Source organism: Sphingomonas sp. Leaf343, assembly GCF_001423765.1.
GTDB lineage: Bacteria > Pseudomonadota > Alphaproteobacteria > Sphingomonadales > Sphingomonadaceae > Sphingomonas.
This window is the reverse complement of record NZ_LMPG01000001.1, coordinates 244,521-269,235: the sequence shown is the minus strand read 5'-3', so window position 1 is coordinate 269,235 and position 24,715 is coordinate 244,521. Positions and strand designations below refer to the sequence as shown.

Genomic DNA, 24,715 nt, shown 5'->3' with positions numbered 1-24,715 from the left:
CCGGGCATATGAAACTCCTGAAGCTCGTCCCCGACGACACCAACATCGATTTCGTCCGCCTGCGGAAATGGGCGTTCGGACTGACGCTCGCCCTGTCGCTGATCGCGATCGGCCTCGTCGCCGTGCGCGGCCTCAACATGGGTGTCGATTTCGCCGGCGGCCTGATGATCGAGGAGAAGTTCCCGACTCCTCCCTCGCTCGACCACGTCCGCGAGGTCGTAAACGCGCAAGGCTTCGGTGAGGCGCAGCTCCAGCAGGCCAGCGACCCGCGGACGATCACCATCCGCCTGCCCGCGCAGCAAAATGCCGACGAAGGTGCCACCAACGCCGTCGTCCGCAAGGTCGAAACCGCGCTGGGACAGGCCTTTCCCGGCGCGACGTTCAATCGTTACGCGACGGTTTCGGGCAAGGTATCGAACGAGCTGATCCGCAACGGCCTGCTCGCCGTGGCGCTGGCGGTTCTCGGCATCGGCCTGTTCGCGATCTTCCGGTTCGAATGGCAGTTCGGCGTGTCGACCATCGTGGCGATCGTCCACGATCTGTTGATGACGGTGGGCTTCTTCGCGCTGACGCGGTTCGAATTCGACCTGAACATCGTCGCCGCGGTGCTGACGATCATCGGCTATTCGATCAACGACAAGATCGTCATCGACGACCGCATCCGCGAGAACATGCGCCGCTATCGCAAGATGGAGATGCGCGAGATCATCAACCTGTCGGTCAACGAGACGTTGCCGCGGACCGTCATGACCTCGCTGACGATCCTCCTCGCGCTGGCGGCTCTGTTGCTGCTGGGCGGGCACGTGCTGCGCGGCTTCACCGCCGCGATGATCCTGGGCATCGTGGTCGGCACCTATTCGTCGATCTACGTGTCGTCGTCGCTGCTGATCGCGCTCGGCCTGCGTGCGGAGCCGACCCGCGAGAAGCCGGGCACCACCGACAAGACGCGGATCAGCGACGCGGAACGCATCGTCCCGCGCGAGCCGCGCGCCTGAGCATATCACGATGAGGATGGAACGCGGCCAGCCGGCGAGCGGCCCGGTGATCCGGGGCTTCACCGCCGCCGGCTTCCGGCTGGACGATGTCACCGTCGCTCCCGCGCTACTGCTGACGGAGGACAAGGCGACCGACTGGACGCCGCCGCCGATCGCGGATCTGACGATCGACGCGCTGGAGCCGGCGCTGACGCCGCCGCCGGAGTTCGTGATCCTCGGCACGGGCGCACGCCTCGCCCGGCCGCCGCAGTCGCTGGTGCGCGCGCTGGACGCCCGCGGCATCGGGCTGGAGGCGATGGACAGCCGCGCCGCCGCCCGCGCGTGGGGCGTCCTGCGCGACGAGGGCCGGCGCGTGGCCGCGGCGCTGTATCCGCTCGACGCCTGAGCGGGGCTTCGTGCGGCCGGACTAGGATCTGAGCCGGAACGCCTCCACCAACCCGCGCAGATGCGCGGCCAGTTGCGCGGCATTGGTGTCCCACCCGAACGCGGCGACGCTTTCCGTTACGCCCGCCACCGGCAGCGGATCGGTCAGCAGCGCCCCGATCGCCTCCGCGAACGCCGCGGGCGTCCGCGCCGCGATCCGCCCTGCCGCCGGCGTCACCAGTTCCGCCGCACCGCCCGCCGGGGTTACGACCACGGGCGTGCCGCACGCCAGCGCCTCGACCCACGCATTCGCCAGCCCTTCGGACGACGACGCCAGCGCCATCACGTCCGCCGCCGCGATCCGCTTCGGCAGATCGTCATGCGGCACCGCGCCGAGCAGCCGCACCCGGTCCCCCACGCCCAGCGCCGCGATCAACGCGGTCAGGGCCGCCCGTTCCGGCCCTTCGCCGGCGATCTTCAGCGTGACGCCCGGCAGAGCCGCGACGGCGCGGATCACCACGTCATGCCCCTTGCGCGGAATCAACGCGCCGACCGCGATCACCCGCCGCCCCGGCGTCCGCTCGCGTGGATGGAAACGGTCGCGATCGATCCCCGTCCGGTGCACCGCGATCCGCTGCGCCGGCATCCCCAGCGCGATCATGTCGTCGCGCATCGCCGCGCTCACCGCGAGCAAGCCGTCCGCGTTCCGCCCCGCCGCCAGCACCTGGGCAGCGGTCGCCGGGGAGCGACCCCAGAGATGGATGTCCGCCCCGCGCGCCTTGATCGACACCGGCACGCCATACCGCCGCCCCAGCGCCACCGCGGCAGGACCATCGGGAAAGAAGAAGGACGCGTCGATCACATCGAAGTCGAGCGTATCCAGCAGCGGCCCCAGCGCACGGATCAGCCCCGCAACGTGCCACCGGCCCTGCGTCGCCGGGATCGTCGTGAAGCGTGGCCGATGGACGTCCAGCCCGCGCCACGTCTCGCGCCGCGGCAGCGTCGCCAGCGCCCGGTAATGCCCCGCCCCGGACAGCGGCCACGGCGGCAGCCCGACCGGCGCGACGATCGTCACCTCGACGCCGGGCACCGCGGCAAGAGCGCGCGTCTGCCGCTCCACGAACACCCCGAAATTGGGCCGGGACGCATCGGGAAACAGCGTCGAGAGGGTCAGTACGCGCATCGTCGTCGCGATAGGCGAGGGATGTTAAAATCCGGCCCTGTCGATCATCGGACAGACCGCCCCTTCGGAGCCGGGTTCCAGCATCGGCGCACGCCGTGAGCCTCACCGCGTGATCGGCAACTGGACCCTGGCCTCTGCCGGGGTGGAGCGGGGATGAGGGGCTTGGAGTGGGTAAAGTCGAGCGCGACCGGTCCCCCCTATTCCACCCAGTCCAGCCCGATATCGCGATACAGCGCGCGGTCCTCGTCCCAGCCCGGCTTCACCTTCACGTGCAGGTACAGGTGCACCGGCCGATCCATCAGCGACGATAGCTGGTTGCGCGCCCGCGCGCCGATCTCACGGATGCGCGTGCCGCCCTTGCCCAGCACGATCGCACGCTGCGTCGGCCGTTCCACCAGGATTTGCTGGTGGATCTCGACGGAGCCGTCCTCGCGCTCCTTGAACGACTCGGTCTCGATCGCGCTCGCATAGGGGAGTTCGGCGTGCAGCTGAAGATACAGCTGCTCGCGCGTCACCTCCGCCGCCAGCGCGCGTTCGGTGGCATCGGACACCTGATCTTCCGGATAGTGCCACGGTCCCGCCGGCATCGCCCCGGCCAGCGCCTTCTTCAGTTCGGGAACGCCGTCGCCCGTCTCCGCGCTGACGAACCACGTCTCCACGAACGCGACCTGCGCGTTGAGCCGCTCGGCGTGCAGCAGCAGCTTCGCCTTGTCGGCCAGATCGACCTTGTTGAGAATCAGGTGCTTGGGTTCGGGCCGATCCTTCAGCGACTCGGCGATATCGGTGACCTTCGGCCCCAGCCCGCCCTTCGCGTCGACCACCAGCGCGAGCACGTCAGCACCTTCCGCGCCGCCCCATGCCGCCGCGACCATCGCGCGGTCCAGCCGGCGCTTGGGTTCGAAGATACCGGGGGTGTCGACCAGCAGAAGCTGCGTACTGCCCTCGATCGCGACGCCCATCAGGCGCGCGCGCGTCGTCTGCGCCTTGGGGCTGACGATCGCCACCTTCTGGCCGACAAGGGCGTTGACGAGGGTCGATTTGCCGGCGTTCGGCGCGCCGACGACGGCAACGAGGCCGCAATGCTGTTCCTGATCCATCGTCGCCGGATGACGGAAAAGCGACGCAGCGACAAGGTCGGGGGGAGTTCACCCCCCGACCTTGTCGCATTCGATCAGGCCGGAACCGCGTCGGCCTTTGCATTGATCTTGCTGGTCGCCATCTGGGTCAGCTTGTCGTCGGTCGCATATTCCTCATCCAGCGTCTCCTGAAGAATGCCGGCGATCTCGGTCCGGCTGAGCTGCTTCGCCCACGCGATCAGCGTACCGTACCGCGCGATTTCGTAATGCTCGACCGCCTGCGCCGCCGCGATCAGCGCCGCGTCCAGCACGTCCTTGTCGGACACTTCGCCCGCGACCTCGTTGGCTTCCTTGATGATGCCGTCGATCGCCGGGCAGGTCACCGCCTTCGCCTTCTCGCCGAGCAGGTCGAAAACGCGCTCCAGCCGGGTGATCTGCGTCTCCGTCTCGCTCAGATGCCGCTCGAATCCCTGACGCAGGTCCTGCGCGGTCGCCTTCTCGATCATCTTCGGCAGCGCCTTGGTGATCTGGTTCTCGGCGTAATAGACGTCCTGCAACTGGTGCAGGAACAGGTCGTCGAACGTCGCGATGTCTTTGCTGAACAGGCCCATGATGCGTCCTTTCGGGGTGTTGACGATGCGCCCCCAACGGTCCGTCGCGTCAGGAGTTCAGCGCGAACCGCCTGATCTGCATCAGCGAAGTCAGCCCTCCACCTCCGCCAGCAGCGCCGCCGCCGCCGCGATCTCCGCCTCCTGCTTGTTGCGGCCGGTCGCCGTCGCAGACAGCGCCTTGCCCACCGTCACCACGATGGTGAAGCGCGGGGCATGGTCGGGGCCGGAGCGATCGACCACGGTATAGACCGGCGACGCCCGTCCGTTGGCGGCGGTCCATTCCAGCAGCGCGGATTTGGGATGCCGCTGCATCGGCGCGGTCGGGCGTCCGCCCCATGCCCGGTGGATCAGCGCGCGCGCCGGTTCCAGTCCCGCTTCCCGGTACCACGCCCCGATCAGCGCCTCCATCACGTCGCCCAGCACATTGTCGCTGTTCGACGCGCCGTCGTCGCGCGCCTGCTTGCCGAGACGCAGATGATCGCGCACGCCCAGTTCGCGCGCCACCTCGGCGCAGACCGCTCCGGTGACCAGCGCGTTGAGCCGCTTGGACAACTGGCCCTCGGTCTCTTGCGGGAACAGCGCCCACAGCCAGTCCGCCATGACGAGGCCGAGCACGCGGTCGCCCAGAAACTCCAGCCGCTGATACGTCTCGGTCGCGTGGCTGCCATGCGTCAGCGCGCGCGCAAAGGGCACGACGTCGTCCGGCACCCGGCCGAACACGCCGGCCAGCCAGTCCTCCAGCGGCGGCGTCAGAATCCTTCTCCGATACGCTCCCACCGCGCCGCGGAGAACCATGTCCACGGCTTCAGCCACTCGGCCGATCCGTCGGTCGAGAAGAAGCCGACCATCGCCTTGCCCTCGATCCGCTCCACCGGGATGTAGCCCATGCCGCGCGGGGCTGCGAAGCGGCTGTCGGCGCTGTCGTCCCGGTTGTCGCCCATCAGGAAGACGTTGCCGGCGGGCACGGTATACAGGCCGGTATCGTCCGCCTCCGGGATATCGCGCTGGTCGAGCACGCGGTAGCTGCGTCCCCCCGGCAACGTCTCGCGATACTGGCGGTATCGGCAGATCGGCTTGCCCGCAGCGTCGGTGTCCTGAAAGTCGGACTCGCAATGCGTCGCGTCGAAATTGGGCGTCAGCGGCAGCGTGAAATCGGCGATCCGCTGCTTCGGGATCGGCTTTCCATTCAGGATCACCTGACCACCGCGCACCTGGATCGTATCGCCGGGCAGGCCGATGACCCGTTTGATGACGTCGTGGTCGTCATGCGCCGGATCGGTGTCGCCGGGGGCGGGATCGGGCGAGCGGAACACGACGGTATCGCCCCGCTCCGGCAGCGATCCGAAGATGCGGCCGGGGATCAGCGGCAGGCCCCAGGGCAGCGACCAGCGCGAATAGCCGTAGTTCCATTTCGACACGAACAGGTAATCGCCGATCAGCAGGCGCGGCAACATCGATTCCGACGGGATCGAGAACGGCGCGATCACGAAGCTGCGGAACACGAACACGATCAGCGCCAGCTTCAACAGGAAGCGAATGGTCTCGTTCGTCTCTGAACGCTTGCCCGGCGGGGTCTTGCTGGAAGGCTTGGCCATGAATTGAGGCGTGGCGTGCACGGTTGGCGGCGTCAAGATGGCCGGATCGTTTGCGCCGGCCATGCGTCCCCGCTAGCGACAAACCCGTAACGATCATCCCCCGGAGGTTTCATGAGCGACTGGTCGGCCATCGAGGCGCTACCTTCTTCCACGCTGGTCGAGCTGTTCGACGCCGATCCCGCGCGACTCGACCTGCTGACGCTGGACACCGCGGGCATCCATTTCGACTGGTCGAAGACGCACCTGACGCGGCCCGCGATCGACGCCTTCGCCGCGCTGGCCAAGGCCCGCGACCTCGCCGGCAAGCGCGAGGCGATGTTCGGGGGCGAGCATGTCAACGTCACCGAGGACCGTCCGGTCGAACACACCGCCGAACGCGGCGAGGGCAAGGCGGACAGCGTCGCCCGGTCGCGCCAGTATCACGCCCGGATGCGCGCGCTGATCGACGCGATCGAGGCTGGGGCGCTGGGCGAGATCCGCTCCGTCCTGCATGTCGGCATCGGCGGTTCCGCGCTGGGGCCGCACCTGCTGGTCGATGCGCTGGGCCGCGACGATCGCCGCTACGACGTGGCGATCGTGTCGAACGTCGACGGCATCGCGCTGGAGGATGCGTTCGACCGGTTTGATCCCGCGACGACGCTGCTGGTGATCGCATCGAAGACCTTCACCACGACGGAGACGATGCTCAACGCCACCTCCGCCATCCAGTGGATGACCGAACACGGCGTCGAGGACCCGTATGGCAAGGTCATCGCGCTGACCGCCTCGCCGGACAAGGCGGTCGAATGGGGCGTGGACGAGACGCGCGTGCTGCCGTTCAGCGAGGGTGTCGGTGGCCGATATTCGCTGTGGTCGTCGATCGGCTTTCCCGCCGCGATCGCGCTGGGCTGGGACAAGTTCGAGGAGTTGCTGGAAGGGGCGGCCGAGATGGACCGGCACTTCCGCCTGTCCACGCTGCACGAGAACGCCCCCGCGCTCGCCGCCTTCGCCGACCTCTATTACACGCAGGTCCGCCACGCCGAGACGCGCGCGCCCTTCGCCTATGACGAGCGCCTGCGCCTGCTGCCCAGCTATCTCCAGCAGCTTGAGATGGAGTCGAACGGCAAGGCGGTGACGGTCGACGGACAGCCGGTCGGTCGCCCGACCGCGGCGATCACCTGGGGCGGCGTCGGCACCGACGCGCAGCATGCGGTGTTCCAGCTGCTGCATCAGGGCACACACCTGGTCCCCGTCGAGTTCATCGCCGTCATCGAACAATATGACACGCTGGCGGAGGATCATCACCGCCAGTTGCTGCTGAACGCGTTCGCGCAGGGTGCGGCGCTGATGAAGGGCAAGCAGGCCGACGATCCGGCGCGCAGCTATTCGGGTGACCGGCCGTCGTCGACGCTGCTGCTCGACACGCTCGACGCACGGACGCTGGGGGCGCTGATCGCCTTTTACGAGCACCGCGTGTTCGTGAATGGCGTGCTGCTCGGCATCAACAGCTTCGACCAGTTCGGCGTCGAGCTGGGCAAGGAGATGGCCAAGGCGGCGGATCAGGGCGGCGGCGATTTCGACGTCTCGACGCAGGACCTGATCCGGCGCGCCGGGCTCGATTGATGCCGGTGCTGCCGGCACTCGCCGCCCTTGTCGCCGCGACCGGACCGGCGATCGCCGATCTACGGTGGCAGCGGCGCGTGCTGGTCGTCGCCGCACCGCGCGCCGACGATCCCGCGTTGCTGGCGCAGCGCCGGGCGCTGTCCGGCTGGGACGGCGCCGCCGATCGCGACGTCACGATCGTGGAGGTCGTGGGCGTCCGCGTGTCGGGCGCGGGGGACGAGGCCGATGCGATCCGGCGCACCTACGGCCTGCCCGCAGACCGTTTCGGCGTGATCCTGATCGGCAAGGACGGGCAGGTCGCGGTCCGGTCGGGGGAACCGATCCTGTCCGAATCCATTCAGTCGCGGATCGACGCGATGCCGATGCGCCGCGCGGGCCGCCGGTGATGCCGCCCGCGACGCAGCCAGGAAGGACAGGTGAACATATGGTCATGGAAGGCCGCGCCGCACGGATCGCCCATGCACGCAAGTTGATCGTGGAGGCGCTCGCCATCCTCGATACGGAACAGAATTTCATCGCCGCCGCGCATCTCGGTCATGCGCTGGACCTGCTCGACGCCGAACACGATCCTATCCCGCCTCCCGCGAAGAGCTGACCAGCAGCCTCTCGACCCGCGCGACGCCCGCCTGGCTCAACTGGACGATGCCGTCGCTGCCGCCGCGCTGGTCCAGATACCCCTTGGCTTCCAGCGCGTTCGTCCATCGCTCCGCCATGCCGGTGCTGATCCCGGATTGTTCCGCCACGTCGGGCAGACGGATCAGCCGTCCCTCCGCCTCCGCCAGATACGCGTTGAGCATGATCGCCCATGCGTGATCGGCGAACAGGTCGTCGCCCAGCTCCGCCCGTCGGCGACGCATCATCCGATCCGCCTCCCGCGCCGCCCGCCACAGTCGCGCCGGCCCCTCGGTCAGCGCATCCTGCCCGACGTGGTGGATCGTCCCGACCAGCCGTCCGCCAAACCCGGTCGTGAACCGCGAGACATGGACGTCGCACCACAGGGTGACGCCGTCCGCCCTGACATACCGTTTGCGCAGCCGCAGCGGCCCCTGACCGACGAGCAGCGCATCCACCGCACGCCGGTTGCGCGGAACGTCGCCCGGATGCGTGAAATCGGCATAGCTCAGGCCGGCCAGTTCCCGCTCCGACCGCTGCAACAGGTCGCAAAGCGCCTGATCCATCGTGAGAATCCGGCCGTCCGCATCGGACACCGAATGGCCTATCAACATCGTCGCACCACGTCCGTCGTCTACGCCCGGGCGTTCATCCGGGCAACCCATGTGCCCGACCGACGCTGACGATGGGCGAGCCCCTTGCCCGCGCGGGGCGACAGCGCCATGTGACGGGCCTTCGGAAGGACCCCCATGCCCCAGTACGACTACGACCTCTTCGTCCTCGGTGCAGGCAGCGGCGGCACGCGCGCCAGCCGGGTCGCGGCGGCGCACGGCGCGCGCGTTGCGGTGGCGGAGGAATACCGGGTCGGCGGCACCTGCGTCATCCGTGGCTGCGTCCCCAAGAAGCTGCTCGTCTATGGCGCACACTTCGCCGAGGACCTTCGCGACGCGCAGCATTTCGGGTGGGACGTGCCCAGCCCGTGCAGCTTTTCGTGGCGGCGGCTGCGCGACAACGTCCTGAGGGAGGTCGACCGGATCAACGGCGCCTACACGCAGACGCTGGAGACGCACAAGGTCGACATCATCCCGCAGCGCGCGGCCGTCACCGGTCCGAACAGCGTGCGTTTGGCCGACGGCACGGAAAAGACGGCGGAGCGCATCCTCGTCGCGGTCGGCGCGCATCCGGCGATCCCCGAATGCCCCGGCCACGAATACGGCATCACCTCCAACGAGGCGTTCCATCTGGACGAGGTGCCGAAGCGCATCCTGATCGCGGGCGCAGGCTATATCGCCAACGAGTTCGCGGGAATCTTTCACCAGTTCGGCGCGCACGTGATCCTCGCCAACCGCAGCCAGGACATCCTGCGCGGCTATGACGAGCAGATCCGCGACCGGCTGCTCCAGATCTCGACGATGAAGGGAATCGAGTTCAAGTTCGACGCCGGCTTCCGCGGCATCGAGAAGCTGGACGACGGTTGCCTGAAGGTCAGCCTCGCCAATCATGATCCGGTCGTGGTCGATTGCGTGATGTTCGCCACCGGCCGCCGCCCGAACACCGAGGGACTCGGCCTCGACAGCGCCGGCGTCGAGCTGGACGAGACGGGCGCGGTGAAGGTCGATGGCGACAACCGCTCGACCTGCCCGTCGATCTACGCGATCGGCGACGTGACGAACCGCATCCAGCTGACCCCCGTCGCGATCCGCGAGGGGCAGGCGTTCGCCGACACCGTCTATGGCGGCAAGCCCACCAAGGTCGATTACGAGTGCGTCCCCGCCGCCGTCTTCAGCCATCCGCCGCTGGCCGGCGTCGGCCTGACGGAGACGCAGGCGCGGCAGAAGCTGGGATCGGTGAAGGTCTATTCCTCGGACTTCCGGCCGATGAAGAACGTGCTGGCGGGTCGCAACGAACGCGCACTCTACAAGATGGTGTGCGACGGCGACACCGACCGCGTCGTCGGCATCCACATGATCGGCCCCGACGTGCCGGAGATCATCCAGGCGTGCGCCGTGGCGGTGAAGGCCGGGCTGACCAAGGCGGACTTCGACGCGACCGTGGCGCTGCACCCGAGCATGGCGGAGGAACTCGTTCTGATGAGGTGAGCCTACGGCTCACCTCATCAGAACGAGCGGCCGACGGGTCGGCAAAGCCGAACTCATCCGACGGCGCGGCTTAGCCGCGACGCTCCTTCTTCCTTTCGCCCCCTCTTCCTGTCCGGCAGGGCCAGCCCTCAAGCCCCCACGAACCGCCCCGGCCGCCGTTCCGCCACCGCGCGCACGCCCTCCGCGAAGTCGGTGGTCTTCTGCAACCACGCCTGTTCCGCCAGTTCGTGATCGGTCTGCTCGGTCACCAGCGCGTGCAGGTCGCCACGCATCGTCGCGCGCGTCGACTGGACCGCCAGCGGAGCGCCCGCCGCGATCTCCTGCGCCAGCGCCAGTGCCGCCCCGTCCAGCGCGGCCGGTCCGACCAGCGTGTCGAGCAGCCCCCATGCCGCCGCCTCCTCGCCCCGGATACGGCGGCCGGTCAGACACATCAGGTTCGCACGCTGTCGCCCGATCACCCGCTCCAGCACCGCCGAAATGCCGAAACCGGGGTGGAAGCCGATCTGCACGAAGTTCGCCACGAACCGCGCGTCCGGCGTGCCGACGCGGAAGTCCGCCACCAGCGACAGGCCCAGTCCCGCGCCGACCGCGCTGCCCTGCACCGCGCATACGACCGGCGTCCTGACCGCGAACAGCCGCGCCGCCGCGACGTAGAACGGGTTGCGTTCCGCCGTGACGCCGTCCGCGACCGGGTTGGCGTTGACGAGGTCCGCGCCCGCGCAGAACACCCGCCCCTCCGACCGCAGCACGATGGCGCGCACATCGCGATCCGCATCCGCCGCGTCGAACGCCGCCCCGATCGCCGCGATCATCGCGAGGTCGGCGAAGTTCACGGGCGGACGGGCAAAACTGACGATCGCGACCGGTCCGTCGCGGGTGGTGGTAACGGTCATCCCGCCACTGTACCGCCGCCCGCCGCCATGCCAAGCTGCCGAAAAAAGGAGAGGACGCATGAAGAGGATGCTGATCGCCGCCGCGCTGTTCGCGGTCGCCGCGGGTGCCGCCGAACCGGCCGGACCGGTCGCCGGCCAGGCCCCGCACATGGCCTATCGCACCGGCGACTACGCGTTCCAGATGTTCGTCCCGCGCGGTTATGGCGACGACCGCAAGACGCGCTGGCCGCTGATGATCTTCCTTCACGGCTCGGGCGAGCGCGGCACCGACGTTTCGGTGGTCGCGAAATGGGGTCCGCCCGCGGTCGTTTCGAGGCATCCCGGCACCCCGATGCTGATCGCGTCGCCGCAATTGCCGGCGGGGGACTGGGACGTGGCGACGCTCGACCGGCTGCTCGCCGACCTGCGCCGCACCTACCGCGTCGACGATGCGCGCATCTATCTGACCGGCCTGTCGCTGGGCGGGATGGCGACGTGGCGCTGGGCGCTGGCGCATCCGGCGCTGTTCGCGGCCATCGCGCCGGTCGCGGCGAAGACGCCGACCGACGCCGCCTGCACGCTGAAGGACCTGCCGATCTGGGCGCTGCACGGCGATCGCGACGAGGCGGTGCCGGTCCGCGGCGATTTCGAGATGGTGGAGGCGGTCCGCGCCTGCCGCGGCAACGTCGCCCCGCGCCTGACCGTCTATCCGGACACCGACCATTTCTCGTGGGTGCCCGCCTATGACGATCCGGCATTGTGGCGCTGGATCGGCGAGCAACGCCGGGTCAGCTCGCGGTAGCGGGGACCCGGCGGGCGCTGCGCAGGCTGTCGCTCGCGTATAGCGCGCACCCGCCCCAGATCAGCGCGAAGGTGACGAGGTGGACCCAGCGCAGCGGCTCGCCGAACAGCAATACGGCTTCGGCGAACTGCAAGGTCGGCGCGATATACTGGAGCAGCCCGAGCGTCGTATACTTCATCCGCCGCGCCGCCACCGCGAACAGCAGGAGCGGCGCCGCCGTCACCGCGCCGGCCAGCACCAGCAGCAGGTCGAGCCGCGTGTCCGTGCCCCACGCGCCCTGCCCGTGCATCCCTGCCCAGCCCAGCACCGCCAGCGCGGGCGGCGCGAGGATCAGCGTCTCCACCGTCAACCCGCCCAGCGCGTCGATCGCCGCGACCTTGCGGATCAGCCCGTACGTGCCGAAACTCAGCGCCAGCGTCAGCGAGATCAGGATCGCGCCGCCGCCCGACACCGCCATCACGATCACGCCCAGCGCCGCGACCGCGACCGCCGCCTTCTGCACGCGCGATACCCGCTCCCCCAGCACCGCGACGCCAAGCGCGACGTTGACCAGCGGGTTGATGAAATAGCCGAGGCTCGCCTCCAGCACATGGCCGTGCTGCACCGCCCAGATATACACCAGCCAGTTGACCGCGATCAGGCTGGCGCTCGCCACCAGCAACAGCAGCGTCCGCCCCCGCGCCGCCGCCGCGATCCCGCGCAACCGGCCCAGCGCGATCACGATCACGCCCAGCAACAGCAGCGACCACACGACGCGGTGGCTCAGCACCTGCAGCGCGGGCACGTCCTTCAACAGCTTCAGATAAAGCGGCAACAGCCCCCAGAGCACATAGGCGCTGACGCCCAGCCAGGGCGCGGCGCGATCGGGAGGAGACGAGGCCATGACGCCCCATCGGCGCATTCGCGCTGCGCCGCAACGAAGTTGGTCTTGGGACGACGAGAGCCGAGCCTGCCCGTCCGGTTCAGTCCCGCACCCCTGATAGCTGATTTCCCGCCGCCGCGAATGCCGCGCTGCCCCGCGCATCGGCCCCGCCGAACGTCACCTTCGCCGTCACGCCACCCGCCAGATTGGCCGGATCGATCGCCGTCCCGTCGACCGTCACGCGTGCGCACGTCGCATCCAGCGCGACGCCACCCGCGAACCCCGGCGCGTCGAATCCGATCACGGTGGGCCGCAGGCTGCTGCGTTCCACATGCCGGCACTCGATCGCCGGATGCGGCGACGTCTTGTTCCAATTCGATATCTGCGGCTCCAGCTGGAGCGCGCTGGCATCGACCACCACCACCGGCCGCACCGATTGCGCGATCTTCAGCCCGTGGACCGTCAGGCCGCGCGTTCGCGACACGAACAGTGATCCGCCCGGAAAGTCGCCGAGCACCTGCCCGCCGGTGATCGTCACCAGCCCGGCGCCATCGCGGATCAGGATGCCGCGATCGCCGCGCCCGCCCGCCGGCGTCACGTACGGATCGACGATCTCCACGCACGCGCTGGCGGTCGCGTCCAGGTTCAGGTCCAGCCCGAACCGCCCGCACCCGTCGAGGATCGGGTTGCGGATGTGCAGGTCGATCGTCTCCCCGAACCCGCGCGACCCGGCCGCGTCGAAACTCATGCCGGTATCGATCCGCGCACTTTCGAACCGGTCGAGAAAGCTGTCCACGAACGCCCCCTGCGCGATCAGCCCGGCGGGTTCGACGTGATGCGCGTGCTGTTCGGCGGCGACGCAGCGGTCCATGTAGAGCGACGCGTTGCCGCCCGGATAGCCGAACCGCACCCGCCCATCGAGGAAATACCCCGCCGCACGGTCGCTGCCCGGTCCCTCGCCTGCACGGGTCCGCTGCGCGAGGCAGTCGTCCACCTTGGTGTAGACGACGCCGCCGATATAGAAGCCGACGCTGTTCTCCAGCGAGGCCACGCCGCTGACGGTGCAATGAAACAGATAGGACGCGCGCAGGCCGGTGGGATAGCGGGCGAGATCGCCGGAGGGGTGCGGCGTGCACGGCCCGTCACGGACCAAGGTGACGCCGCTCAGGTGATTTTCGTTGACCAGATCGCCCGTCGGCCGTGTCGCGGTGCCCAGCAGCACGATGTCGTCGGTGCGCAGGCCCGGTGCCACCCGGCTCAGGATGATGCGCGTACCCTGACCGTCGTTCGTGGCGTAGCGACCATGCCCGCGCACCGTGCGCCAGCTCCGCCCCAGCTTCACCGTCCGCTGCACGAAGTAATCGGCCTGCCCCAAATCGGTGACCGGACACAGCGCGTAACAGGCCTCGATCGCGGGCGCGCAATCGACATTGCCGTCGCCGGTGATCGCGCCGAACCATTCCGGCCGGCCGTGAGTCCCGTCCCACGCCCGCGCCCAGCCGACATCGCGGCCCGGCACGTACAGCCCCTGCAACGGGTCGACCCGCGCATAGGACGGTTGCGCGACGACGCAGCGGAACAGCCCCTCGCGCCCGCGCTCGTCCAGATGGACCAGCCGCCCCGGCATCGCCGCCAACGCCGCCAGCGCGCCGCGATCCGGCACCGAAACGACCGGTCCCTCGTAAGCGGGCATGGTGGCGGCCCGCGTCGCCGCCGGCCCCGCCCCGCCGATCATCGCCGCCGACACCACGCCGCCGCGCAGCACCGCCCGCCGCGGCCAGTCCGTCACATCGAATCTCCTTCGCGACCATCAACGCAGCCACGTCGAGGCGCGATCCCGATCAGTCCGCGAACAGCAGGACCGGCGTCTCCAGCATCTTCTTCAGCGCCTGCACGTAACTCGCCGCGTCCCAGCCGTCGACGACGCGGTGGTCGCAGCTGATCGACAGGTTCATCAGCTTCGCGCGGACGATGTCGTCGCCCCCCCGACCATTCGGCCGGAATACCGGCCGTTCGACGATCTTGTTCGGGCCGATGATCGCGACTTCGGGCCGGTTGATGACCGGTGTCGTCGCGATGCCGCCGAGCGGGCCGAGCGAGGTGACCGTGATCGTGCCGCCGCCCAGCTCGTCCGGCTTCAGCTTGCCCGCGCGCGCGGCGTCGGCCAGCCGCCCGATCTCCGTCGCGAGCTGCCACACATTGCGGTCCTGCGCGTCGCGGATGACCGGCACGGTCAGCCCGGCATCGGTCTGCGCCGCCATGCCGACATGCACGCGGCCATGGCGCGTCACCACGCCTGCCTCATCGTCGTAGCGCGCGTTGAGCATCGGAAACTCGGGCAGCGTCCGGCACATCGCCACGATCATCAGCGGCAGCAACGTCAGCTTGGGCCGGTTGCCACGATTGTCGTTCAGGTCGGCGCGGACCCGCTCCAGCTCGGTCACGTCGATCTCGTCGACATAGGTGAAGTGCGGGATATTGCGCTTCGCCGCCGCCATGTTCTCGGCGATCTTGCGCCGCATGCCGATGACGCGGATCGCCTCGTCCGGCCGCGCGCGACTGGCGCCGGGCGCGGCATAGCCCTGATCCGAGCCGTAGCGCAGGAACGCGTCGAGGTCGGAATGACGGATGCGGTCGGACTCCGACTTCACCTGCGACAGGTCGACGCCGAGGTCTTTCGCGCGGGCACGGACGGCGGGGGATGCGAGGACCGCTTCCGCCCTTTCTGAACGGGGAGCGTGGGGCGTCGGCCTGGCGGAGCCGCCCTGATCCCCCGACCGTGCCGGATCCGCCGTCATCGGTGCGGGGGCGGGAGAAGCGACCACCTCCTCCACGCCGGGATTTTCCGCCTCGTACTGCTCGGCGACCTCCTCCTGCTCGCGCGAAGCCGGCGCGGCCTTCAGCTCGACATCGACCGGCCCCAGCGCGGGCGCTTCCTCCGCCGACGCGTCGACGTCGGTTTCGATCACCACCAGCGCCGCGCCGATCGCGACCTGATCGCCGACCTCGCCGGCCAGCTCGACCACCACGCCCGACACCGGCGACTCCATCTCGACCGTCGCCTTGTCGGTCATCATGTCGGCGATGTTCTGGTCCTCTTCGACGCGCTCGCCGACGCGGACGTGCCACGCGACGATCTCGGCCTCGGCGATGCCCTCGCCGATGTCGGGCAGGCGGAAGGTGAAGCGGGCCATGTCTTACGCGTCCTTCATGATCTTCTTCAGCGCCTGTCCGATACGGACAGGCCCCGGGAAATACGCCCATTCCAGGCTGTGCGGGTACGGCGTGTCGAACCCCGTCACGCGCTCGATCGGCGCCTCCAGGTGGTAGAAGCACCGCTCCTGCACCAGCGCCGACAGCTCCGCGCCGAAACCGGAGGTGCGCGTCGCCTCGTGCACGATCATGCAGCGGCCGGTCTTCCGGACCGACGCCTCGATCGTCTCGATATCGAGCGGCACCAGCGTGCGCAGATCGATGATCTCCGCATCGACGCCCGCCTCCGCGACGACCGCGGTGCAGACATGCACCATCGTCCCGTACGCGAGGATGGTCAGCGCCTCGCCCGGCCGCACCACCTTCGCCTTGCCCAGATCGACGCGGTAGTAACCGGTCGGCACCTCACCCGCGGGGTGCTTCGACCAGTTCTGCGACGGGCGGTCCCAATATCCGTCGAACGGGCCGTTGTAGATGCGCTTGGGCTCGAAGAAGATGACCGGGTCGTTGTCCTCGATCGCCGCGATCAACAGGCCCTTGGCGTCATAGGGGGTCGACGGGATCACCGTCTTCACGCCCGATACGTGCGTGAAGATACCCTCCGGCGACTGCGAGTGCGTCTGCCCGCCGAAGATGCCGCCGCCGAACGGCGACCGCACCGTGATCGGCGACGTGAACTCCCCCGCCGAGCGATAGCGCAGCCGCGCCGCCTCGCTGACCAGCTGGTCGAGCGCGGGATAGATGTAATCGGCGAACTGGATTTCCGGCACCGGCCGCAGCCCATATGCGCCCATGCCCACCGCGACGCCGATGATGCCGCATTCGGTGATCGGCGTATCGAACACGCGCGTCTTGCCGAACTTCGCCTGAAGTCCGGCGGTCGCGCGGAACACGCCGCCGAAATAGCCGACATCCTCGCCCATCACGATCACGTCGGGATCGCGCGCCATCATCACGTCCAGCGCGGAATTGATCGCCTGGATCATGTTCATGCGGGTGGTGTCGCCATCTGCGGCAACGATCGCTTCGGTTTCCATCATGTCACTCATCGAACATCGTTCCGGCCGTGTGTGCCCCCGCGAGGGCGGAGGAGGGAGTTCTGCACGATCATTTCCGGTCCCACGGCCGGCCGCTGGCGGCTTCCTCGGCCATCATCTGCGCCTGCTGCTCGCGCAGGTGCCACGGCATATGTTCGAACACGCCGTCGAACAGCGTATCCAGCGGCTGGTGCAGGCCGTGGCCGAGGATGCCGTTCTTCTCGGCCTCCTTCTGCGCCGCCTTCACCTGCTCGGCGAGTTCGCGGTCCTGCGCGGCGTGGCGCTCCTCGTCCCACTCGCCCAGCGCGATCAAATGATCCTTCAGCCGGCGGATCGGGTCACCCAGCGGCCACGCCGTCGGCTCCCCGGCGGAGCGATATTGCGTGGGATCGTCGGAGGTCGAATGCCCCTCCGCACGATAGGTGAAATGCTCGATCAGCGTCGGCCCCTGATTGGTCCGCGCCCGCTCCGCCGCCCACTGCGTCGCGGCATAGACCGCCAGCGCGTCGTTGCCGTCGACGCGCAGGCCCGCGATCCCGTAGCCGACCGCGCGCGCCGCGAAGGTCGTCGCCTCCGCGCCCGCGAACCCGGAAAAGCTGGAGATCGCCCACTGGTTGTTGACGATGTTCATGATGACGGGCGCGCGGTACACCGTCGCGAACGTCAGTGCCGAGTGGAAGTCGCCCTCCGCCGTCGAACCCTCGCCACACCATACCGCGGAGATGCGCGTGTCGCCCTTCGCGGCGGAGGCCATCGCCCAGCCCACCGCTTGCGGATATTGCGTGGTCAGGTTGCCGGAGATCGAGAAGAACCCCGCCTCCCTCGCCGAATACATGATCGGCAACTGCTTGCCCTGCAGCCGGTCGCCCTTGTTCGAATAGATCTGGTTCATCATGTCGACCAGCGACCAGTCGCGGGCGATCAACAGCCCCTGCTGACGATAGGACGGAAAGCACATGTCCTCGTAATCCAGCGCGTGCACGGCGGCGACCGACACCGCCTCCTCGCCCGTCGCCTTCATGTAGAAGCTGGTCTTGCCCTGACGCTGCGCCCGGAACATCCGCTCGTCGAACGCGCGCAGCAGCGCCATGTGGCGCAACATCCGGCGCAGCGTGTCGGCGGACAGGCGCGGGTCCCAAGGGCCGACCGCGCGGTTCTCCTCGTCCAGCACACGGACCATCGTATAGGCGAGTTCGGTGAAGTCTCGCGGCGAGGCGGCGGTATCGGGGCGCGGCGCGGAGCCGGCGGGCGGCACCTCCACACCGACGAAATCGACCGCGTCGCCGGGCCGGAACTTCGGCTCGGGCACGTGCAGGGACAACCGGGGCAGGTTGGCGCGCGTCGGATCGGCCACTCGTCTCTCCATCTACGACGGCCCCGGAGATGTTCCCCTCGCGACCTTCCGACCCTCTTGCCGCTTTGAAATAAAATTTCAAGCATCGTTCGGTGCCGCGCCTGCACTCCCCCTGTGCCGACCGGCTCGCGCGCCCTCCACCAGCCTGCGTCAACATCGCTGCTTCCGTGACCTCTGTCTAACTTATGCTATTGTAAAATAAAGGAACTGTCGGCCTTCGCGCCTGTTCGACAGGCATCGGACGCAGGAGAGCGAACATGGCACAGAAAGGCGCAGGCGGTAATCCCGGAGCGATCACGACGAAGGGCGGCGACGGCGCCCGCGGCAGCCTCGGAACAGGTCGGGGCGGCGGCACCCGGACCGGCGCCAAGAAGACCGCGTCGTCGAAGGATGACGACGGCGGCAATGCCGGGCAGAAAGTCAACGGAGCGTAAGCTGGGCCGGCCGGGCGTCGCGTCACGCCCGGCCGCGGCACTCGCCCCCGCCCCCGGTTCCCCGGCGACCGTGGGCATCACTCCACGGTCTGTTCGATCACCCCGAAGATCGGATGATGGCGGTCGTCCTCCGCCCAGATCCGTACCATGTCGCCCCTCTTCAGGAACGGCGTCACCGCCTGTCCGCCGGTGATCGTCTCGACCGTGCGTACCTCCGCCAGGCACGAATAGCCGACGCCGCCGTCCGCGATCGGCTTGCCCGGTCCGCCGTCCGGCCCGCGGTTCGACACCGTCCCCGAGCCCACGATCGTCCCCGCGCCCAGCCTGCGCGTCCTGGCCGCGTGCGCGACCAGCGTGCCGAAGTCGAAATTCATGTCCTCGCCCGCCTCGGCACGCCCGAACGGCTGGCCGTTCAGGTCGACGTTCAGCTTCCGGTGCAGCTTGCCGTCTTGCCACCAGTCGCCCAACGCATCCGGCGTCACGAACACCGGCGAGAACGCGCTGGCCGGCTTCGACTGGAAGAATCCGAACCCCTTCGCCAGTTCTCCCGGGATCAGGTTGCGCAGCGACACGTCGTTGGTCAGCCCGACCAGCCGCACCGCCGCCAGCGCCTCGTCGCGGCTCGCGCCCAGCGGCACGTCGCCGGTGACGACCACCACCTCGGCTTCCAGATCGCAGCCCCAGCTCTCGTCCGCCAGCGGGATCGGGTCGCGCGGCCCCAGGAACCCGTCCGACCCGCCCTGATACATCAGCGGATCGTGCCAGAAGCTGTCCGGCATCTCCGCCGCCCGCGCCTGCCGCACCAGCGCGACGTGGTTCACATAGGCGGACCCGTCCGCCCACTGATAGGCACGCGGCAGCGGCGCCGCGGCGGCGTGTTCGTGGAAACGATCGCGCGGGATCACCTCATGTTCCAGATCGGTCGCCAGATTGCGCAGGTCCGGCTCCAGCCGGTCCCAGTCGTCCAGCGCCGCCTGCAACGTCGGGGCGATGTGGCCGGCATCCGCGCACCAGGCGAGGTCGTTCGACACCACGACGAGCTTGCCGTCACGGCCATGCTTCAGGCTGGCGAGTTTCATGCGGGGGACCTCTCCTTGTTTGATGCGGAGGGTAGTTCCGCCCCCGCTCCGGGACAAGCGCGGCTTGACTTTTCCGCGGTGCAGCGTATCTGCCGCAGTATCGAGGCGTCATGCAGCGTGATCGGACCTTTATCGGTTCGGGCTCCGTCTCGGTCCAGCCAACGGCTTCCCTACTCACGCGGGGTGTCAACTTCCCCCGCCAAGCGAGCGCATCCGTGCGCGCGGCCTTGGCATCTGTTCTAAGGTTACCCCATGTCCTTTATCGATCTCGGCCTGTCCGAGCCGCTCGTCCGCGCGCTCGAAGCCAAGGGCTATACGACTCCCACCCCGATCCAGGCGCAGGCCATCCCGACCGTCCTCGAAGGCGGCGACCTGCTCGGCATCGCGCAGACCGGCACCGGCAAGACCGCGGCGTTCACGCTGCCGTCGATCCAGCGCATGGCCGCCGCGCCGAAGCGCGTGCTGCCGACGCATTGCCGCATGCTCGTCCTCGCGCCCACCCGCGAACTCGCCAGCCAGATCGCCGACAGCGCGCGCGATTATGGCAAGTTCTCGAAGATGTCGGTCACGACCGTGTTCGGCGGCACCAGCATCAACAAGAACCGTCAGGACATGAGCCGCGGCGTCGACATCCTCGTCGCCACGCCGGGCCGCCTGATCGACCTCGTCGAGCAGGGCTTCGTGAACCTGTCGATGATCGAGATCCTCGTCCTCGACGAAGCCGACCAGATGCTCGACCTGGGCTTCATCCACGCGCTGAAGCGCATCGTGAAGATGGTCCCGCGCAAGCGCCAGACGCTGTTCTTCTCGGCGACCATGCCGACCTCGATCCGCGAGCTGGCCAGCCAGTTCCTGCACGAGCCGGCGACCGTGTCGGTCAAGCCCGCCGCCACCACGGCGGAGCGCGTCGACCAGCACGTCATCTTCGTCAACCAGGCGGAGAAGCAGGCGCTGCTGACGCTGACGTTGCAGGATGCGGCGATCGACCGCGCGCTGGTCTTCACCCGCACCAAGCATGGCGCCGACCGCGTCGTGAAGCTGCTGGCCGGCAACGGCATCGCCGCGAACGCGATCCACGGCAACAAGAGTCAGGGCCAGCGCGAGCGCGCGCTGGGCGAATTCAAGACTGGCAGCGTCCGCATCCTCGTCGCCACCGACATCGCGGCGCGCGGCATCGACGTCTCGGGCGTCAGCCACGTCGTGAATTTCGAACTGCCCAACGTGCCGGAACAGTATGTCCACCGCATCGGCCGCACCGCGCGCGCCGGCGCATCGGGCATCGCCATCGCGTTCTGCGCCGATGACGAGCGGCCGTACCTGAAGGATATCGAGCGCACGACGCGCCAGAAGATCCCGGTTCAGGCCCTGCCCGAGGATTTCCAGAACAAGGCGAACGCGATCAAGTCGCAGCGCGTGAAGGCGATCGGCGAGGACCCCGCCGCCCGCGCCGACCGCCCCCGCCAGCAGCGCGGCCCCGCCAAGCCGCGCGCCACGCACGCGCCGCAGCACACCGGCGCGACCGGCCGCAACTACGCCAACGCCAGCCGCGGCGGTCGCCCGGCCGGCGGTAGCGGCGGCGGCGCGCGTCCCGCTGGTAGCACGGGTGCTGGCGGTGGCCGCGGTCGCGGCGGCGCAGGGCGCGGCGGTGCCGGGCGGCCTGCCGGCGCTTCGACGCAAGGGCGGTAAGACACACGACCATTAGAAAAAGGCGCCGCGACCCACCGTCGCGGCGCCTTTTCTTTTGCACCCCCTCCGCTGCAAGGCGAGGGACGTACACCATTCAAAAATCCGGGAAACCAAGTCCTTCCCGCCCGTTACGCCCTGACGACGAACGTGACCGGGAGCGCGACATGGACATCTCCACCACCCCCATCGCCGAACGCATCGCCCGCGTCCTGACCGCGCAGCGGATCAGCGCCAACGCCGCCGGCGACGAAGAGTCCGCCGCCGCCACGATCGATGCGAACTGGCGCGACCATCTGCCTGACGCGCTCGCCGTCCTCCGCACGTTGCGCGAACCCGACGAAGAAATGGCGCAGGCCGGCGACGTGGCGATCTGGGAACGCATGATCCTCACCGCCATCGATCACGCGGCAACTCCGCGCGTGGTGCTGTAGCTCTCGTCACGCCGGGACAAGCCCGGCATGACGGCCGCACCTTAACCCCCTCCTAACCATCCGCGCGCTACGCTTGCGCCATGTACCACGACCCAGCGCTCGCTGCCGCCACCCGCGTGACGCGTCCGGCCTCCGCCGTTTCAGGCGGCGCGGGGTTCGCCGGGTTCGCCGGCCTCACGAGCTGGACGCTGGTCGCGCGCGCCAATTTCCTCGACGGGCCGTATTCGGCGCTGGTCGGTCTCGCCGCCTGCGCGCTGGCGATGATCGCTTGGTCGCTGCTGATCGATCGCGTCCACCGCTCGCCCACCACCGGCCTCGACTGGCAGCACCCCCGGCCGCTCAAGATCACGCTCGACATCAGCCTGACCAAACTCGCCGGCTATTGGCTGACATGGGGCGGCATCGCCGTGGTCTACGCGACCGGCCGCTTCTACTGGCAGGGCAATTTCGAGTTCGCGATGTGGTGCTTCCTGTGGGGAGCGCCGGCCCTGTTCGCGCTGTCGATCCCGTACGTCCTCTGGATCGACCGTCACATGCTCGAACCGCGCGACGGTCCGTGGCATCTCGGCGGATGGCTGACCGGCCAGTCCGGCGTCGACCGCGCCGCCATCCGGAACCACCTCCTGAGCTGGGGCGTGAAGGCGTTCTTCCTGCCGTTCATGCTCGGCGGCGTTCCCTCCGGCTTCGGCGCGTTCGTCCGCGCCGACCTTGCCGGGGCACTCGCACACCCGGTTGCGCTGACGCAGATGCTGATCGGCGCGATGTTCCTGATCGATATGGGCATCGCCACGGTCGGCTATATCCTGACGTTCCGCCCGCTCGACGCGCATATTCGCTCGGCCAACCCGTTCGCGGCGGCGTGGATGCCCGCGCTGATCTGTTACCCGCCCTTCATCCTGATGATCGACGGCGGGCCGTTCGACTATCATCAGGGTACCGCGCAATGGGATTACTGGCTGGGCGACCACCCGCTCCTGCTGGCCGCGTTCGGCTCGGTGCTGGTCGGCCTGACCGCGATCTACGCCTGGGCGACGCTGGCGTTCGGGCCGCGCTTCTCCAATCTCACCCACCGCGGCATCCTGACGCACGGGCCGTATGCGTGGACCAGGCACCCCGCCTACTGGTCGAAGAACCTGTTCTGGTGGCTGTCGGTCCTACCGTGGTTCACCACCGGATCACCCGTGGACGCGATCCGCGCCACGCTGACGCTGGGTGCGGTCAGCGGCATCTATTACTGGCGCGCGAAGACGGAGGAACGCCACCTCCTCAGCGATCCGGCCTATGTCGCATACAGCGACTGGATCGCCCGGCACGGTCCGATCGCGCGCGTCCGTCAGAAGCTCTCTTCGGCGTACACGCGCGAGATATCGCCACCCCACGCGCCCTCGTAACGCTCCAGCAGCATCTCGGCCGGCACCTTCCCACGCCGCACGATCTCGCGCAGCGGATCGAGGAAGCCGGTTTCGTCGTCGCCCGCCGCGTTGGTCCGCGCCCGCGCCGCCAGTCCGCGATGCGCGATCTCCAGCACCTCCGCGGCCACGTCACGCAGCTTGCCGCCACCGGGCAGCGGCGCATCCAGCGCCAGCTTCGGCACCGCATCGCGCAGGCTCTGACGATCCTCGATCGACCAGCCCTTCACCAGATCCCACGCCGCATCGAGCGCCTGGCTATCGTACAGCAACCCGACCCATAAAGCCGGCAGCGCACAGATACGGTTCCACGGCCCGCCATCCGCGCCGCGCATTTCGAGGAACGTCTTCAGCCGCACTTCCGGGAACGCCGTCGACAGGTGGTCGGTCCAGTCGTCCAGCGTCGGCTTCTCGCCGGGCAGGACCGACAATTCGCCCTTCAGGAAATCCCGGAACGACAGCCCGGCGGCATCGATATAGCGCCCCTCGCGGTAGACGAAGTACATCGGCACATCGAGCATGTACTCGGCGTAGCGCTCATACCCGAAGCCGTCCTCGAACACGAACGGCAGCATGCCGGTCCGCGCCGGATCGGTGTCCGACCAGATATGGCTGCGGTACGACAGCATCCCGTTCGGCTTCCCCTCCGTAAAGGGCGAGTTCGCGAACAGCGCGGTGGCGAGCGGTTGCAGCGCCAGCCCGACGCGGAACTTCTGCACCATGTCCGCCTCGGCGGCATAGTCCAGATTCACCTGGATCGTGCAGGTGCGCAGCATCATGTCGAGGCCCATCGACCCGACCCGCGGCATGTGTTGCCGCATGATCCCGTACCGCCCCTTGGGCATCACGGGCAGGTCGGCGCGCGCCTTGTCCGGCCACATTCCCAGCCCCAGAAACCCGACGCCGAGCCGGTCGCCGGCCTCCTTCACCTGCCGCAGGTGCCGGCCCGTCTCCGCGCAGGTCTGGTGCAGATTCTCCAGCGGCGCGCCCGACAACTCGAACTGCCCCGCCGGCTCCAGACTGACGCTCCCGTCCGCGCCCGTCAGCGCGATCACGTTCGTCGTGCCGTCCGGCCCCAGCTCCTCGACCGGCACCCAGCCATGCTCGGTCAGCGCCATCAGCAGGTCGCGGATGCCGCCCTTTTCGTCATAGGACGGCGCGTGATGATCGCTCGTCGCATAGACGAACTTCTCGTGCTCGGTCCCGATCCGCCACCGCTCCGCCGGCTTCTCCCCGCGCGCGAAACTGGCGATCAGTTGATCGCGCGATTCGATGATGGGGGATGCCTTCGCGGTCGTTGTCGCGGGCGCAGGCGCATCGATCTTGGTCGTCATCCCGCGCCTCTACGCGCGCGCGGGCACCCGCGCCAGATGGATTGGCGACCCGGTCCGCCGCGCCGC

The 24,715-nt window shown here is 68.8% G+C and carries 25 protein-coding genes; 11 read left to right on the top strand and 14 right to left on the bottom strand.

Annotated elements, in window-relative coordinates; genetic code table 11:
* The first annotated feature begins 8 nt into the window (after positions 1–8).
* Together secF and ASG07_RS01085 are read left to right on the top strand one after the other, a co-directional pair.
* Positions 9–995, top strand: a complete 987-nt coding sequence (gene secF, locus ASG07_RS01090; protein WP_055841006.1) for a protein translocase subunit SecF — start codon at positions 9–11, stop codon at positions 993–995.
* Positions 996–1,005: 10 nt separating this feature from the next.
* Positions 1,006–1,380: an Mth938-like domain-containing protein gene (locus tag ASG07_RS01085; RefSeq protein WP_156361686.1), complete on the top strand. Its 375-nt coding sequence runs from the start codon at positions 1,006–1,008 to the stop codon at positions 1,378–1,380.
* A 21-nt stretch (positions 1,381–1,401) separates the two neighbouring features.
* Here ASG07_RS01085 and ASG07_RS01080 read toward each other — a convergent pair whose 3' ends face one another.
* The 5 genes from ASG07_RS01080 to lepB all read right to left on the bottom strand — a co-directional run bounded on the left by ASG07_RS01080 (position 1,402) and on the right by lepB (position 5,823).
* Positions 1,402–2,541, bottom strand: coding sequence for a glycosyltransferase (locus tag ASG07_RS01080; RefSeq protein ID WP_055841000.1), 1,140 nt, complete (start codon positions 2,539–2,541; stop codon positions 1,402–1,404).
* 197 nt (positions 2,542–2,738) lie between these two features.
* Positions 2,739–3,638, bottom strand: a complete 900-nt coding sequence (gene era, locus ASG07_RS01075) for a GTPase Era (RefSeq protein ID WP_055840998.1) — start codon at positions 3,636–3,638, stop codon at positions 2,739–2,741.
* Between the two features lie 74 nt (positions 3,639–3,712).
* The gene (locus tag ASG07_RS01070) at positions 3,713–4,228 is read right to left on the bottom strand and encodes a YciE/YciF ferroxidase family protein (protein WP_055840995.1); all 516 of its coding nucleotides are present in this window, start codon (positions 4,226–4,228) and stop codon (positions 3,713–3,715) included.
* Between the two features lie 90 nt (positions 4,229–4,318).
* Positions 4,319–5,023, bottom strand: a complete 705-nt coding sequence (rnc, locus tag ASG07_RS01065; protein ID WP_156361730.1) for a ribonuclease III — start codon at positions 5,021–5,023, stop codon at positions 4,319–4,321.
* A complete protein-coding gene (lepB, locus tag ASG07_RS01060) occupies positions 4,978–5,823 on the bottom strand; it encodes a signal peptidase I (protein WP_055842744.1) in 846 nt (281 codons plus the stop codon). The genes rnc and lepB overlap by 46 nt, the downstream gene beginning before the upstream one ends.
* A 111-nt stretch (positions 5,824–5,934) precedes the next feature.
* Between lepB and pgi the strand changes: the two genes are divergently transcribed.
* The 3 genes from pgi to ASG07_RS17130 are packed head-to-tail and all read left to right on the top strand — an operon-like array spanning position 5,935 to position 8,020.
* Entirely contained in the window at positions 5,935–7,425 is a 1,491-nt protein-coding gene (gene pgi / locus ASG07_RS01055) for a glucose-6-phosphate isomerase (protein WP_055840993.1), read from the top strand.
* A complete protein-coding gene (locus ASG07_RS01050; RefSeq protein WP_055840990.1) occupies positions 7,425–7,811 on the top strand; it encodes a DUF4174 domain-containing protein in 387 nt (128 codons plus the stop codon). Before pgi ends, ASG07_RS01050 begins: the two co-directional genes overlap by 1 nt.
* On the top strand, positions 7,808–8,020 hold the full coding sequence (locus tag ASG07_RS17130; RefSeq protein WP_168377286.1) for a hypothetical protein: 213 nt from the start codon (positions 7,808–7,810) through the stop codon (positions 8,018–8,020). The genes ASG07_RS01050 and ASG07_RS17130 overlap by 4 nt, the downstream gene beginning before the upstream one ends.
* On the opposite strand, the gene ASG07_RS01045 is transcribed toward ASG07_RS17130, so the two are convergent.
* Positions 7,995–8,651 carry a PAS domain-containing protein gene (locus tag ASG07_RS01045; RefSeq protein ID WP_055840987.1) on the bottom strand — a complete coding sequence of 219 codons (657 nt, stop codon included), beginning with the start codon at positions 8,649–8,651 and terminating at the stop codon, positions 7,995–7,997. The genes ASG07_RS17130 and ASG07_RS01045 overlap by 26 nt on opposite strands.
* A 135-nt stretch (positions 8,652–8,786) precedes the next feature.
* Here ASG07_RS01045 and gorA point away from each other — a divergent pair, with 135 nt between their 5' ends.
* On the top strand, positions 8,787–10,136 hold the full coding sequence (gene gorA / locus ASG07_RS01040; protein ID WP_055840983.1) for a glutathione-disulfide reductase: 1,350 nt from the start codon (positions 8,787–8,789) through the stop codon (positions 10,134–10,136).
* Between the two features lie 128 nt (positions 10,137–10,264).
* On the opposite strand, the gene ASG07_RS01035 is transcribed toward gorA, so the two are convergent.
* The gene (locus ASG07_RS01035; RefSeq protein WP_055840980.1) at positions 10,265–11,029 is read right to left on the bottom strand and encodes an enoyl-CoA hydratase/isomerase family protein; all 765 of its coding nucleotides are present in this window, start codon (positions 11,027–11,029) and stop codon (positions 10,265–10,267) included.
* A gap of 58 nt (positions 11,030–11,087) precedes the next feature.
* Between ASG07_RS01035 and ASG07_RS01030 the strand changes: the two genes are divergently transcribed.
* A complete protein-coding gene (locus ASG07_RS01030; protein ID WP_156361684.1) occupies positions 11,088–11,810 on the top strand; it encodes a dienelactone hydrolase family protein in 723 nt (240 codons plus the stop codon).
* On the opposite strand, the gene rarD is transcribed toward ASG07_RS01030, so the two are convergent.
* From rarD to ASG07_RS01005, 5 genes are all read right to left on the bottom strand, one after another.
* Positions 11,797–12,693: an EamA family transporter RarD gene (gene rarD / locus ASG07_RS01025; protein WP_055840975.1), complete on the bottom strand. Its 897-nt coding sequence runs from the start codon at positions 12,691–12,693 to the stop codon at positions 11,797–11,799. The genes ASG07_RS01030 and rarD overlap by 14 nt on opposite strands.
* Before the next feature lie 79 nt (positions 12,694–12,772).
* A complete protein-coding gene (locus tag ASG07_RS01020) occupies positions 12,773–14,461 on the bottom strand; it encodes a hypothetical protein (RefSeq protein WP_055840973.1) in 1,689 nt (562 codons plus the stop codon).
* Positions 14,462–14,513: 52 nt separating this feature from the next.
* Complete coding sequence (locus ASG07_RS01015; protein ID WP_055840968.1) at positions 14,514–15,866, bottom strand: dihydrolipoamide acetyltransferase family protein; 1,353 nt, start codon at positions 15,864–15,866, stop codon at positions 14,514–14,516.
* Positions 15,867–15,869: 3 nt separating this feature from the next.
* The gene (locus ASG07_RS01010; RefSeq protein ID WP_055842740.1) at positions 15,870–16,877 is read right to left on the bottom strand and encodes an alpha-ketoacid dehydrogenase subunit beta; all 1,008 of its coding nucleotides are present in this window, start codon (positions 16,875–16,877) and stop codon (positions 15,870–15,872) included.
* Positions 16,878–16,992: 115 nt separating this feature from the next.
* Positions 16,993–18,276, bottom strand: coding sequence for a 3-methyl-2-oxobutanoate dehydrogenase (2-methylpropanoyl-transferring) subunit alpha (locus ASG07_RS01005; RefSeq protein WP_443024572.1), 1,284 nt, complete (start codon positions 18,274–18,276; stop codon positions 16,993–16,995).
* Between the two features lie 257 nt (positions 18,277–18,533).
* On the opposite strand from ASG07_RS01005, the gene ASG07_RS17125 reads away from it, so the two are divergent.
* Positions 18,534–18,710, top strand: a complete 177-nt coding sequence (locus ASG07_RS17125) for a hypothetical protein (RefSeq protein WP_156361683.1) — start codon at positions 18,534–18,536, stop codon at positions 18,708–18,710.
* A 77-nt stretch (positions 18,711–18,787) separates the two neighbouring features.
* Here the strand turns inward: ASG07_RS17125 and ASG07_RS01000 are convergent, their stop codons facing one another.
* Entirely contained in the window at positions 18,788–19,789 is a 1,002-nt protein-coding gene (locus ASG07_RS01000) for a fumarylacetoacetate hydrolase family protein (RefSeq protein ID WP_055840963.1), read from the bottom strand.
* Positions 19,790–20,041: 252 nt separating this feature from the next.
* On the opposite strand from ASG07_RS01000, the gene ASG07_RS00995 reads away from it, so the two are divergent.
* From ASG07_RS00995 to ASG07_RS00985, 3 genes are all read left to right on the top strand, one after another.
* On the top strand, positions 20,042–21,475 hold the full coding sequence (locus tag ASG07_RS00995; protein ID WP_055840961.1) for a DEAD/DEAH box helicase: 1,434 nt from the start codon (positions 20,042–20,044) through the stop codon (positions 21,473–21,475).
* 164 nt (positions 21,476–21,639) lie between these two features.
* The gene (locus ASG07_RS00990; RefSeq protein ID WP_055840957.1) at positions 21,640–21,906 is read left to right on the top strand and encodes a hypothetical protein; all 267 of its coding nucleotides are present in this window, start codon (positions 21,640–21,642) and stop codon (positions 21,904–21,906) included.
* 80 nt (positions 21,907–21,986) lie between these two features.
* Positions 21,987–23,297 (top strand): methyltransferase family protein, encoded by a 1,311-nt coding sequence (locus ASG07_RS00985; RefSeq protein ID WP_156361682.1) that lies wholly within the window; start codon positions 21,987–21,989, stop codon positions 23,295–23,297.
* Here the strand turns inward: ASG07_RS00985 and ASG07_RS00980 are convergent.
* Positions 23,240–24,649 carry a glutamate--cysteine ligase gene (locus ASG07_RS00980; protein WP_055840954.1) on the bottom strand — a complete coding sequence of 470 codons (1,410 nt, stop codon included), beginning with the start codon at positions 24,647–24,649 and terminating at the stop codon, positions 23,240–23,242. The genes ASG07_RS00985 and ASG07_RS00980 overlap by 58 nt on opposite strands.
* Positions 24,650–24,715: the final 66 nt, after the last annotated feature.